10 protein-coding genes and 1 tRNA gene are annotated in these 11,935 nt (G+C 65.9%); 4 read left to right on the top strand and 7 right to left on the bottom strand.

Annotated elements, in window-relative coordinates; all coding sequences use genetic code 11:
• Window positions 1-107 precede the first annotated feature (107 nt).
• From rhaI to ACN0RC_RS06545, 3 genes are all read left to right on the top strand, one after another.
• Window positions 108-1,271: an L-rhamnose isomerase gene (rhaI, locus tag ACN0RC_RS06555; protein WP_417510001.1), complete on the top strand. Its 1,164-nt coding sequence runs from the start codon at window positions 108-110 to the stop codon at window positions 1,269-1,271.
• A gap of 2 nt (window positions 1,272-1,273) precedes the next feature.
• Entirely contained in the window at window positions 1,274-3,310 is a 2,037-nt protein-coding gene (locus tag ACN0RC_RS06550; protein WP_417509999.1) for a bifunctional aldolase/short-chain dehydrogenase, read from the top strand.
• Between the two features lie 91 nt (window positions 3,311-3,401).
• Window positions 3,402-4,808 carry a rhamnulokinase gene (locus ACN0RC_RS06545; protein ID WP_417509997.1) on the top strand — a complete coding sequence of 469 codons (1,407 nt, stop codon included), beginning with the start codon at window positions 3,402-3,404 and terminating at the stop codon, window positions 4,806-4,808.
• A gap of 21 nt (window positions 4,809-4,829) precedes the next feature.
• On the opposite strand, the gene ACN0RC_RS06540 is transcribed toward ACN0RC_RS06545, so the two are convergent.
• From ACN0RC_RS06540 to serS, 4 genes are all read right to left on the bottom strand, one after another.
• Entirely contained in the window at window positions 4,830-6,071 is a 1,242-nt protein-coding gene (locus ACN0RC_RS06540) for an LCP family protein (RefSeq protein WP_417509995.1), read from the bottom strand.
• Between the two features lie 38 nt (window positions 6,072-6,109).
• Window positions 6,110-6,194: transfer RNA gene (locus ACN0RC_RS06535), tRNA-Ser, on the bottom strand.
• A gap of 45 nt (window positions 6,195-6,239) precedes the next feature.
• Window positions 6,240-7,070: an HAD family hydrolase gene (locus tag ACN0RC_RS06530; RefSeq protein WP_417509993.1), complete on the bottom strand. Its 831-nt coding sequence runs from the start codon at window positions 7,068-7,070 to the stop codon at window positions 6,240-6,242.
• Complete coding sequence (gene serS / locus ACN0RC_RS06525) at window positions 7,067-8,371, bottom strand: serine--tRNA ligase (protein ID WP_417509991.1); 1,305 nt, start codon at window positions 8,369-8,371, stop codon at window positions 7,067-7,069. Before serS ends, ACN0RC_RS06530 begins: the two co-directional genes overlap by 4 nt.
• Window positions 8,372-8,407: 36 nt before the next feature.
• On the opposite strand from serS, the gene ACN0RC_RS06520 reads away from it, so the two are divergent.
• A complete protein-coding gene (locus tag ACN0RC_RS06520) occupies window positions 8,408-9,406 on the top strand; it encodes a diacylglycerol/lipid kinase family protein (RefSeq protein ID WP_417509989.1) in 999 nt (332 codons plus the stop codon).
• Window positions 9,407-9,412: 6 nt separating this feature from the next.
• Here ACN0RC_RS06520 and ACN0RC_RS06515 read toward each other — a convergent pair whose 3' ends face one another.
• From ACN0RC_RS06515 to ACN0RC_RS06505, 3 genes are all read right to left on the bottom strand, one after another.
• Entirely contained in the window at window positions 9,413-10,153 is a 741-nt protein-coding gene (locus ACN0RC_RS06515) for a hypothetical protein (protein WP_417509987.1), read from the bottom strand.
• Between the two features lie 34 nt (window positions 10,154-10,187).
• The gene (gene cls / locus ACN0RC_RS06510) at window positions 10,188-11,660 is read right to left on the bottom strand and encodes a cardiolipin synthase (RefSeq protein WP_417509986.1); all 1,473 of its coding nucleotides are present in this window, start codon (window positions 11,658-11,660) and stop codon (window positions 10,188-10,190) included.
• 77 nt (window positions 11,661-11,737) lie between these two features.
• A complete protein-coding gene (locus ACN0RC_RS06505; RefSeq protein ID WP_417509984.1) occupies window positions 11,738-11,911 on the bottom strand; it encodes a hypothetical protein in 174 nt (57 codons plus the stop codon).
• Between the last annotated feature and the right edge of the window lie 24 nt (window positions 11,912-11,935).

The following is an 11,935-nucleotide window of genomic DNA, read 5'->3' as shown; positions in this document are numbered from 1 at the left end:
AGCCGTTCATCATGTTGACTCGGACCGGAACGACCACCTAGCATGAAGGTTGAAACGATTCATAAATCCCACGCATCCGCGTCAAGGCCGATCGAAGGAGCATCGCCGTGACCACGCTCTCCCCCGCCATCCTCACTGAACTCGAGAAGCAGTCGATCGAGCTCCCTTCGTGGGCCTTCGGCAACTCCGGAACCCGTTTCAAGGTGTTCGGCACCCCCGGCACGCCCCGCGACCCGTTCGAGAAGATCGCGGATGCCGCGCAGGTGAACAAGTACACCGCGCTCGCGCCGGTCGTCGCGCTGCACATCCCGTGGGACATGTGCGACTTCGGTGACCTGCGCAAGCACGCGGAAGATCTCGGCGTCTCGCTCGGCACGATCAACTCCAACACGTTCCAGGACGACGACTACAAGTTCGGTGCTCTCACGCATGAGGACGCTGCGGTTCGCAACAAGGCGATCGATCACCACCTCGCGTGCATCGATGTGATGGACGCGACCGGCAGCCGTGACCTGAAGATCTGGCTTGCCGAGGGTTCGAACTATCCCGGCCAGGCCGACCTGCGCGGACGCCAGGACCGCCTGCAGGAATCGCTGCAGAAAATCTACGCCCGCCTCGGCGACGACCAGCGCCTGGTGCTGGAGTACAAGTTCTTCGAGCCGGCTTTTTACCACACCGATGTTCCGGACTGGGGCACCTCGTACGCCCAGGTGTCCTCGCTCGGCGACAAGGCGATGGTGTGCCTCGACACCGGCCACCACGCGCCGGGCACCAACATCGAGTTCATCGTCATGCAGCTGCTCCGGCTCGGAAAGCTCGGCTCGTTCGATTTCAACTCCCGCTTCTACGCCGACGACGACCTCATCGTGGGTGCCGCTGACCCGTTCCAGCTGTTCCGCATCCTCTTCGAGGTGGTGCGCGGAGGCGGGCTGAACAACCCCGACGTGGCGTTCATGCTCGACCAGTGCCACAACGTCGAGGACAAGATCCCCGGGCAGATCCGTTCGGTGCTCAACGTGCAGGAGATGACGGCGCGCGCGCTGCTCGTCGATCGGGATGCTCTCACCGCAGCCCAGAAGTCGGGCGATGTGCTCGCGGCGAATGCCGTTTTCATGGACGCGTTCTACACCGATGTACGCCCGGCGCTCGACGAATGGCGCGAGTCGCGCGGCCTCGCCGGCGACCCGATGGCGGCGTACGCGGCATCCGGCTACCAGCAGAAGATCGCAGCCGACCGCGTCGGCGGCACGCAGGCCGGCTGGGGGGCGTGATCATGACGAACCCCACCGCCGCCGCCCTCATCGAGCGCAGCAACCGTCTCGGCGCCGACCCGAAGAACACGAACTACGCCGGAGGCAACACCTCGGCCAAGGGCACCGAGATTGACCCGGTCACCGGTCAACCGGTCGAACTGCTGTGGGTGAAGGGTTCCGGGGGAGACCTCGGAACGCTCACGGAGCAGGGCCTGGCGGTGCTGCGCCTGGACCGCTTCCGCGCGCTCACAGGCGTCTACCCTGGCATCGAGCGTGAAGACGAGATGGTCGCCGCGTTCGACTACTGCTTGCACGGCAAGGGCGGTGCCGCGCCTTCGATCGACACCGCGATGCACGGCCTGGTGGATGCTGCGCACGTCGACCACCTGCACCCCGACTCTGGCATCGCGATCGCGACCGCCGCAGACGGCGAAGCGCTGACTGCGAAGATCTTCGGCGAGAAGGTCGTATGGGTGCCGTGGCGGCGCCCCGGTTTCCAGCTCGGTCTGGACATTGCCGAGATCAAGAAGCAGAATCCCGGTGCGATCGGCTGCATCCTCGGCGGCCACGGCATCACTGCGTGGGGCGACACGTCGGATGCTGCCGAGGCGAACTCGCTGTGGATCATCGACACCGCCGCCGCCTACATCGAGGAGAACGGCAAGGCCGAGCCGTTCGGCGGCGTGCGCGCCGGCTTCGAGGCGTTGCCCGAAGCCGAACGCCGTGAGCGCGCGGCTGTCCTCGCCGGCACTGTCCGCGGCATCGCATCGACGGACAAACCGATGGTCGGCCACTTCACCGACTCCGAAGTCGTGCTCGACTTCCTCGCCTCGTCGAATGCACCGCGTCTCGCGGCGCTCGGCACCAGCTGCCCCGACCACTTCCTGCGCACCAAGGTCAAGCCGCTCATCCTCGACCTGCCGACCACCGCATCCGTCGACGAGCAGATCGCGCGCCTGCACGAGCTGCACGCCGAGTACCGCGCCGACTACCAGGCGTATTACGACGTACACGCGACCGCCGAGAGTCCGGCCATCCGCGGTGCCGACCCGCTCATCGTTCTGATCCCCGGCGTCGGCATGTTCTCGTACGGTGCGAACAAGCAGACCGCGCGCGTGGCCGGCGAGTTCTACGTCAACGCGATCAACGTCATGCGCGGTGCCGAGGCCCTCTCGACGTACTCCCCCATCTCGGACGCGGAGAAGTTCCGCATCGAGTATTGGGCGCTGGAGGAGGCCAAGCTGCAGCGGATGCCGAAGCCGAAGTCGCACCAGGGCCGCATCGCGTTCGTCACCGGCGCAGCATCCGGAATCGGTAAGGCCATCGCTGTCCGTCTTGCCGCGGAGGGCGCGTGTGTCGTCATCGCTGACCTCGATCTCGAGAAGGCGAAAGCCGCGGCCGCTGAGCTGGGCAACACGGATGTCGCGATCGGCGTCGCCGCCAACGTCGCGGATGCCGATGCCGTGCAGGCAGCACTGAACGATGCCGTGCTCGCCTTCGGCGGCGTGGACCTCGTCGTCAACAACGCGGGGCTCTCACTCTCGAAGCCGCTGCTGGAGACCACCGAGAAGGACTGGGACCTGCAGCACGACGTCATGGCGAAGGGCTCGTTCCTCGTGTCGAAGGCCGCCGCCAAGGTGCTCATCGACCAGAAGCTCGGTGGCGACATCATCTACATCTCGTCGAAGAACTCCGTCTTCGCGGGCCCGAATAACATCGCATACTCGGCGACCAAGGCCGACCAGGCGCACCAGGTGCGCCTGCTGGCCGTGGAGCTCGGCGAGTACGGCATCCGCGTCAACGGCATCAACCCCGACGGCGTCGTGCGCGGCTCTGGCATCTTCGCCTCTGGCTGGGGCGCGAACCGCGCCGCGACCTACGGCGTGGAGGAGAAGGATCTCGGACAGTTCTATGCGAACCGCACGATCCTCAAGCGCGAGGTCGTACCCGAGAACGTCGCGGATGCCGTGTACGTACTGACCGGCCCCGAGCTGAGCCGCACGACGGGCCTGCACATCCCGGTCGATTCGGGCGTCGCGGCGGCGTTCCTGCGATGACCTCCCGCAAACCTGCAAAACCACGCCGAGACCGCGGCGAATCGCTGCGGTCTCGGCGTGGTTTTGCGGTCTCGATGAAGGAGGGCGTGTGATGGGCGTGCGGGCTATCGCCGCGGTCGACCTCGGCGCGACCAGCGGACGCGTCATGATCGGGCGCGTCGGACCCGACTCCTTGGATCTCGAACTCGTCTCGCGCTTCCCGAACGGCCCCGTCGAACGCAAAGACGGCCTGCACTGGGACTTCGACGCACTCTGGACCCATATCCTCGATGGCCTCGCCGAGGCTGTGCGACGCGAACCCGCGATCGAGAGCATCGGCATCGATTCCTGGGCGGTCGACTACGGGCTGCTGCAGGGCGGAGAACTGTTCGCCGAGCCCTTCCACTACCGTGACGCTCGCACCGAGCGGGGCGTCGCCGAGGTGCACGAGATCGTTCCCTTCCCCGAGTTGTACGCCCACAACGGGTTGCAGTTTCTGCCGTTCAACACGCTGTACCAGTACCGTGTCGACGGACAGCTTGCGGATGCCGACACCGCTCTGCTCATCCCTGACCTCATCGCGTACCTTCTGACGGGCACCAGCGTCGCCGAACGCACGAACGCATCGACGACGGGGTTGCTCGGTGTGCGCACGGGCGCGTGGGACACCGAACTCGCCGAGAGCCTCGGCATCCCGACGGCGGCGCTCCCCTCGCTGGTCGACCCCGGATCGGTGATCGGGATGCTGCGCCCCGAGCTCGCGGCGCAGATCGGGAAGGACCTCCCGGTGATCGCGGTCGGCTCGCATGACACGGCATCCGCCGTCGCCGCCGTCCCGCTTTCCTCGCCGAAGTCGGCGTACATCTCGTGCGGCACCTGGGGTCTCGTCGGCGTCGAGCTCACCGAACCGGTGCTGACGGATGCGGCGCGCGAGGCGAACTTCACCCACGAACTCGGCGTCGACGGGCGCTACCGCTTCCTGCACAACGTCACGGGGCTGTGGCTTCTCAGCGAGACGGTGCGGGCGTGGGAAGCCGAAGACGACGCCTCGATCGATCTGCCGGAGCTGTTGGATGCCGCGGCTGCCGTGACAGGCGACATCCCCCTGTTCGACGCGAACAACTCGTCGCTGAGCGCTCCGCGGGATATGCCGGCCCGCATCGCGGCGGTGCTGCGCGAGAACAGTACGACCGTTCCCGACAGTCGCGCCGCCTTCACACGCACGATCGTCGAATCCATCGCCGCAGCCTTCGCCACGGCAGTCCAGACTGCCGCTGATCTGTCCGGGCGCGAGATCGACAGCATCCATCTCGTCGGCGGCGGATCACTGAACCGGTTGCTGTGCCAGGCGACCGCCGACCGCTCGGGCCTTCCCGTGCTCGCAGGTCCCGTCGAGGCGACCGCACTGGGGAACGTGCTCGTGCAGGCCCGCGCACTGGGTGCCGCCCCCGCGACGCTCGAGGAACTGCGGGCGCTCGTCGCCCGTACGCACGAGCCGATCCGCTACGCGCCCCGCTAGCAGCGCGAAGCGCTCCGAGACCTACCGAACGTTGCCGTTCGAGCAGGTCTGCTGTGCAGCCGAGTTGCCCTTGATGTTGTCCGGGAGCGCGACCACGTTATCCGCCGGCGTCGCGGGAGCCTCGGTCGCCGACTCGTCAGGTGCCGGAGGTGCCGGTTCCTGAACCACGACGCCGTCGTTCTCGGTGTTCTGGTGCGTGACCTGCAGCTGCTGGTTGGCGTTGATCGCGTCCCACATCGCCTGTGCGCCTTCGGTGTCCGGGACGACCTTGTTCGGATCGTCATAGTCATCGAACGTCGGGTACTGCAGGAAGACGATGTCTTCGAACGGCACGTCCTTGACCGCGAGTGCGACCTGCACGATCGTCATGGGGTTCGTCAGCGACGTGCTCGCCTCGAGGTTGCTCAGCGCCGTGTTCGCAAGCCTGAGCATCGTCGGCACGTTGCCGAGCACTTCGCCGCTGATGAGCTTCCGCGCAAGGCTCGACATGTACTGCTGCTGGTTGCCGATGCGACCCAGGTCGCTGCCGTCGCCGACGCCGTGACGGGTGCGCAAGAACTGCAGCGCTTCAATTCCTGCCACAGTATGCGTACCAGCGGCCAGGTCGAGGCCGGTGTGCTCATCCTGGATCGGTGTCGCCAGACACACATCAACGCCACCGATCGAGTTGGTGATCTCGATCACGCCGCCGAATGTGACCGCAGCCGCGAACTCGATGTCCTGCCCGGTGAGCTCGCTCACAGTCTTGGCCACGCAGTTGAGCCCGGCATCCATATACGCGCTGTTGAGCGGCTGCTTGCGCATAGCGCCTGTGGTGCTGCCGTCGTCGCGCGTGCATTCCGGGATGGGGAGCATGAGGTCACGCGGGAAGCTCACCGCAGTGATGCGGCGCGGCTCCTCGGAGACGTGGACCAGGATGTTCACGTCGTTGAGGTTGCCTTCGGAATCCGGCCCGCTGCAACGGTCGCCGAAGTACTGAGCGTAGGCATCTTCACACGTGTCGGTGCCCACCAGCAGCAGATCGAACCCGCCCTCGAACTCGCTGATGTTCGGCGGGATCGGCTTCTGCCCTTCGAGCTCGACCGCATCCGCGGTGGCCGTGCCGTACAGATCACTGACGACGAAGGCGCCGACGCTGACACCGCTCACGAGAACGACAGCGAGTGCGATACCGAGAATCTTGAAGAACTGCCCGATCGGGCCCGGGGTGCGCAACTGACCGTGGCGGGCCACGGTCTTGCGACGGCGAATCTTCGCGCTCACTCAGTGCCTTTCATCTGCGGAGCCCTTCAGCGCTTCTGCGGAGGGCGTGGGATTCGAACCCACGAGACATTTCTGCCCACTGGTTTTCAAGACCAGCTCCATCGGCCGCTCGGACAGCCCTCCATCACCAGAAGAATCCGGTGATCAGTCGTCGAGTCTAGCTGGTTTTCATTCTGCTGCCTTGACCTGGGCGACCCCTGGATGTACGAGAAGTGCGTCGAGCGCGTCGGCCAGTCCGCCCTCTTCGACGTCAGCGGTGACAGAGCCCGCGGCATCCTTCACCTCATCGGGCGCCTGCCCCATGGCCACCGCTCGTCCTCCGAGTTCACGCGCCCACTCGAACATGCCGATGTCGTTGCGTCCGTCACCGACGACCAGGACCCGCCCGCCGTCTATGCCCAGTTCGGAATGGACCTTCGCCAGCGCGCTCCCCTTGTCGACGCCCTGAGGTGCGATGTCGAGCCAAGCCGTCCAGCCGATCGCGTACGAGACCTCGTTGAGTCCGGTCTCTGCAACGATCCGGTGGAAATCCTCTTCATCGTGCCCGGGCGAGACAACGACCACACGCGAGACGGGCAGCGCACCGAGCTCTGCGAGATCGACCTGGCGCCCGCCCTCGAGTGTCCAGTCGCCGACTTCACCGGTGAACAGCCGCATCCCGTCACCCAGCTCGACCATGTAGTGCGCTTCGGGCAGCCGCTCGGTGAGCAGTGCGAGCACCTCACTCGGATCGAACGTCTCGACGCTCCAGCGCTCCCACCCGTCGTCGACGCGGCGCATCGTGACCGCACCGTTCGAGCACACCACGTAGTCGGCGGTGATCTCGAGCTCGTCGACCCAGCGCTCGGTGGCCGGCCAGCTGCGACCGGTCGCGATGGTCACGACGTGCCCGGCATCGCGGACGCGGGCGACAGCCTCGGGTACGCCCGGGCTCATGGTCTCGTCCTGCAGGATGATCGTGCCGTCGACATCGAGTCCGACGAGCCAGGGCGAGGTCACTGGGAATCCTTCGTCTTCGAAGCACCGACCGGCTCGAGCACTTCCAGCCCGCCCAGATACGGTCGCAGCACCTCGGGCACGAGGACCGATCCGTCCTCCTGCTGGTGCGTTTCAAGCAGCGCGACGATCCAGCGCGTGGTCGCGAGGGTACCGTTCAGCGTTGCGACGTGCGCGGTCTTACCGCTCGCTGAGCCGGTCGAAGGGCGGTGCCGCACATCGAGGCGACGCGCCTGGAAGGTCGTGCAGTTCGAAGTAGAGGTGAGCTCGCGGAACGCGCCCTGCGTCGGCACCCATGCCTCGATGTCGTACTTGCGCGCAGCGCTGGATCCCAGGTCACCGGCAGCGACGTCGATCACACGGTACGACAGGCCGAGGGCGGTGAGCATCTCCTCCTGGAGCGCGACCAGGCGCAGGTGCTCTGCCTCGGCGTCTTCAAGGGTCGTGTAGACGAACATCTCGAGCTTGTTGAACTGGTGCACGCGGATGATTCCGCGGGTGTCCTTGCCGTACGACCCCGCCTCGCGGCGATAGCACGTGGACCAGCCTGCATAACGGAGCGCGCCGTCTGTCAGGTCGACGATCTCGTCCTTGTGGTAGCCGGCGAGCGCCACCTCGCTCGTGCCGACGAGATACAGGTCGTCGTCCTTGTCGAGGTGGTAGACCTCATCGGCGTGCTCGCCGAGGAAGCCGGTGCCCTGCATGATCTCCGGACGCACGAGCGTCGGCACGATCATCGGGGTGAAACCGTTCTGGAGCGCCTTGTCGAGCGCGAGGTTCATCAGAGCGATCTCGAGCCGCGCGCCGATTCCCTTGAGGAAGTAGAAGCGTGCGCCAGATACCTTCGCGCCGCGCTCCATGTCGATCGCGTCGAGCATCTCGCCGATCTCGAGGTGATCGCGCGGCTCGAAGCCGAATGCCGGCGTCTCCCCGACGCGGCGCAGCTCGATGAAGTTGGCCTCACCACCGGCGGGAACGCCGTCGATCACGATGTTCTCGATGAGGGCGAGAGCGGATGCCGCGGCATCCGCCGTTTCATTCGCCACCTGCTGCGCGCGCTTGACGCGCTCGGCAAGCTCCTTGACCTGCGCGACGAGCGCCTGCTTCTCTTCCTTGGGCGCCTTCGCGACCTGCTTGCCGAAGGCGTTCTGCTCGGCGCGGAGGTCTTCGAAGGCAGTCAGCGCCGCACGGCGCGATCGATCGGCCTCGATCGCCGCATCGACAGTGGAGGAGTCGTGGCCGCGCGCAATCTGTGAGCGGCGGACGATCTCGGGCTGGTCGCGAAGAAGGGCGAGGTCGATCATCCTCCAAGTCTAGGCCGTGGCCGTAGAGTGAACCCCATGACGAACAGCACGGCACTTCCCCGCCACGCTGCCCTCGTCTACAACCCCATCAAGGTGGACGAGAAGCGCCTGCGCAGTGCGCTGCACGACCTCTCGAGCGAGGCCGGCTGGGAAGCACCCTCGTTCTATCCGACCTCGATCGAGGATGCCGGGCAGCAGGCGGCCCGTGAGGCAATCGCCACCGGCGTCGATGTTGTGCTCGTCGCCGGTGGCGACGGCACGGTGCGCGCGGTCGCCGAGGCCATGGCCGGCACCGACGTACCCCTCGCGATCGTGCCGAGCGGCACCGGAAACCTTCTCGCGCGCAACCTCGGACTCCCCTTGCTCGACCCCGACCGGATGATCCGTGCCGCGCTCGGCAGCTTTCGGCATTCCATTGATATCGGGTGGGCAGCGCTCACGCGGGAGAACGGCGAAAGCGACGAGCACGCGTTCGTCGTGGTCGCCGGTATGGGCCTGGATGCCGCGATGATCGCGAACACCCGACCTGACCTCAAGAAGTCCGTCGGCTGGGTCGCCTACGTCGACGGAGCCGCACGGTCGCTGCCGAATGCGAAGCCGTTCCGCATCGTCTACCAGGTCGATGAGTCACGCTTGCACTCGACCAAGGTGCACAGCGTGCTGTTCGCCAACTGCGGCACCCTGCCTGCCGGCATCGCGCTGATCCCCTCCGCATCCATCACCGACGGAGCAATGGACATCGCCGTCATCCAGCCCGCAGGCCCGTTCGGCTGGTTGGGGGTCTGGCGCAAGATCTGGTGGGACAACTCCGTGCTGCGCCGTTTCCGCGCCGGCCGTCTCGTGCTGCAGCGCCGAGGGAGAAGTGCCTCCGTGCGCTATCTGCACGGGCAGACCGCCGAGGTCGCTCCGATCTCCCCGACCGCCATCGAGCTCGACGGCGATGAGTTCGGACTGGCCATTCGCATCCGCTGCCGTGTAGCCCCTGGCGCGCTGCTACTCGCTCTGCCCGAGGGGCACCCGGTCGACCAGCTCTGAGCGGGCTCAGCCCCGCAGAACGTGCACGGCCCCGTCGAGGTTGCCCCCGACGAGCGTGAGCGTGAAGTCCTCGTCGTCATCGACGTCGTCACTCATGCCCAGAAGCGTCGCCCGCGGCACCATGTCCATCGTGCAGGCGCCGTCTTCGGTCGTGAAAGTGACGGTGGCGCCAGCATCCTGCACCTCGACGTTCTCGACGATCGGCGGGCACGTCGACGAGCCCCACGTGAGCAGCACGATGCCGTCGTCATCGAACCATCCGGCGCTGGGCTCGTAGTCGGTGGCCTCGCCACCGGTTCCGGTGAGCGCCGCGTTCCCGTCGAGCTCGACGTCTTCGGTGATGTCACCGAGCGTCACGATGAACTCGACGTCCTTCGTCGGATCAACGCCTTCGGGAAGGCCGCCGATGCTCGCGCGCGGAGCGAAGTCCGCCGTGCACACCCTCTCACTGCCGTCGGCGTTCGGCGCATCAACGAGCGAGACCGTGACCTTCTGTCCCTCAGCGGAGATCTCATCGACGATGGGAACGCAGGACGAAGAACCCCACGTCACGATCGAGAACATCCGGCCGTTGTCGAGCCAGGCCGCTTCGAAGTCGTCGCCGATGTCGTCGGTGCTGTTCGAATCGTCTGGCGCCGCGCTGCTCGTCGGCGGCTGCTCGCCGGCCGATCCGGTGCACCCGACCAGGAGCAGTGCCGCGGCGAGCGCAGCCGATGCAGACAGAACCAGACGCGACGGCGTGATCATGGCTTCAGATTAGCGCGTAAGCCCTCGCAGAACGCTACTGCAGAGCCGAGGTCAACCGCGCGAGGTTGTCGAGCACGGTAGAGCGCAGCGGCTGCTTCAGCCACTCCTCGAGAGTGAGCTCGCGGCTCAGCGCACGGTACTGGTTTTCGACGGCGCGCAGCTCGTCGACGAACTCCGCACCGCGTACGAGCATCGAGACCTCGAGGTTGAGACCGAACGAGCGCATGTCCATGTTGCTTGACCCGATCACCGCGATCTCGTCATCGATGGTGAGGCTCTTGGTGTGCAGAATGTACGGCTTGCGATACATCCAGATGCGCACACCGGCCCGCAGCAGCGCCTCGTAATAGCTGCGCTGGGCGTGGTAGACGACGGCTTGATCACCCTCTTCGGAGACGAAGAGCTCGACCTGCAGGCCGCGGTCGCATGCCGCGCTCACTGCGAGCAGCATCGCTTCGTCGGGCACGAAGTACGGGCTCACGATCATGATCCTTTTCTGCGCGCCGTACAGCAGCGCGAGGAACAGACGCAGGTTGTTCTCGACTTCGAATCCGGGACCGGACGGCACGATCTGGCAGTCCAGATCTCCCGAGCCCGATGCAGGATGAGTGATGTCGATCTCGCTGAGGATCTCGTCGGTCTCGCTGTACCAATCAGAGAGGAACATCGCGTTCAGGCTCAGCACGATCGGGCCGTCGACGCGGACCATCAGATCGACCCAGTGCAGGCCTCGCTTGATGTTCTTCGGCAGGTTGTACGACGAATCGGTGACGTTCTGCGAACCGAGGTACCCGACGGTGCCATCGACGACGAGGAGCTTGCGGTGGTTGCGCAGATCAGGGCGCTGCATGCGTCCCTTGAGCGGCTGCATCGGCAGCAGCAGATGCCAGTTCGCCCCCATCGCGTCGAGCCGCTTGATGGTCTTGCGATAGTTGGGCTTCCACCGGTTGGCCCAGTGATCGAGAAGAACCCGCACCGGGATGCCGCGCGCTGCCACTTCTTCCATCGCACGGAAGAAATTATCGGTCGCCGCATCGGACTGCAGAATGTAGAACTCCACGTGCACATACTGCTCGGCGCCGCGGATCGCCTCTGCCATGGCGTCGAGTGACTCCTGGTAGTCGCTGATCAGGTGCGCACCGTTGTCACCCGAGATCGGCAGCGCCCCCAGACGCTCGTTCATCCCGACGACGGATCGCAGCCAGTCGGGCGCGTGGGGTCGCAGGGTGCCGAAGCGCAGATGGTCGCTGGTCTCGGCGATGTATTCGTTGATCTGATCCTGCTTGCGGCGGCGCGCACGAGGCAGGCGCGGGTTGCCGATGACGAGGAACAGCAGCACACCCAGGTACGGGATGAAGAAGACGGCGAGCAGCCAGGCCATCGCCGACGTGGGCCGCCGATTGCGCGGGATCACGATGATCGCTGTGATGCGGATCGAGATATCAACCACCACGGCGAGCGCGAGAACCCACCACGGCCACTGAATCGGGTTCAGATTCAGATTCATGCGCACCCCTGGCCAACGTCAACGGGCGCCGGATCAGACGCACCCCATCAGCGTACTGTGTGCCGGGGACGTTGCAATCAGGTGCGCGGCGGCAGGCCGCGCGCCGCGCGCTCTTCTGCCTCGATCTGCGAGTGCACCTTGCGTTCGGTGCGGTCGAATCGGAGGATCCCCCGCAGCACGAAGAAGAACACGACACCGACTCCCAGGGTCGGCAGAATCGACCATGCCGCTGCCGCCCAGAAGTTGTCCATGCCTCTATCGTACGCGGTCGGCAC

The organism is Microbacterium sp. (assembly GCF_048259935.1).
GTDB lineage: Bacteria > Actinomycetota > Actinomycetes > Actinomycetales > Microbacteriaceae > Microbacterium.
This window is presented reverse-complemented; position numbering and strand designations above follow the sequence as displayed.

What these genes read in the sequence shown, in the direction of transcription:
- ACN0RC_RS06550 (WP_417509999.1), top strand. Translation starts at nt 1,274, where the DNA reads ATGACGAACCCCACCGCCGCCGCCCTCATCGAGCGCAGCAACCGTCTC.
- ACN0RC_RS06520 (WP_417509989.1), top strand. Translation starts at nt 8,408, where the DNA reads ATGACGAACAGCACGGCACTTCCCCGCCACGCTGCCCTCGTCTACAAC.
- ACN0RC_RS06515 (WP_417509987.1), bottom strand. Translation starts at nt 10,153, where the DNA reads ATGATCACGCCGTCGCGTCTGGTTCTGTCTGCATCGGCTGCGCTCGCC.
- ACN0RC_RS06545 (WP_417509997.1), top strand. Translation starts at nt 3,402, where the DNA reads ATGGGCGTGCGGGCTATCGCCGCGGTCGACCTCGGCGCGACCAGCGGA.
- ACN0RC_RS06505 (WP_417509984.1), bottom strand. Translation starts at nt 11,911, where the DNA reads ATGGACAACTTCTGGGCGGCAGCGGCATGGTCGATTCTGCCGACCCTG.
- cls (WP_417509986.1), bottom strand. Translation starts at nt 11,660, where the DNA reads ATGAATCTGAATCTGAACCCGATTCAGTGGCCGTGGTGGGTTCTCGCG.
- serS (WP_417509991.1), bottom strand. Translation starts at nt 8,371, where the DNA reads ATGATCGACCTCGCCCTTCTTCGCGACCAGCCCGAGATCGTCCGCCGC.